Annotated in this window: 1 protein-coding gene; it reads right to left on the minus strand. The window is 47.7% G+C overall.

From position 1 onward, the window contains the following. Positions 1-264 (minus strand): GTP-binding protein (locus A1OO_RS22615; protein WP_017004972.1); only part of this gene is annotated, 264 nt, incomplete at both ends.

A 264-nucleotide genomic window follows, 5' to 3' on the forward strand; every position in this document is an offset into this window, starting at 1 on the left:
TAACATAATCGGCGTGTCCTGGGCAGTCTACGTGTGCGTAGTGACGTGAAGGAGTATCGTATTCTACGTGTGAGGTAGAGATAGTGATACCGCGCTCACGCTCTTCAGGAGCGTTATCGATAGATGCGAAGTCACGTGCTGAACCGCCGTATACTTTTGACAGTACAGTACAGATAGCAGCAGTTAGAGTGGTTTTACCGTGGTCAACGTGGCCGATTGTACCAACGTTAACGTGCGGTTTCGTACGTTCAAATTTTTCTTTAG

Origin of the sequence: Enterovibrio norvegicus FF-33 (genome assembly GCF_000286835.2) — a bacterium.
Lineage (GTDB): Bacteria > Pseudomonadota > Gammaproteobacteria > Enterobacterales > Vibrionaceae > Enterovibrio > Enterovibrio norvegicus_A.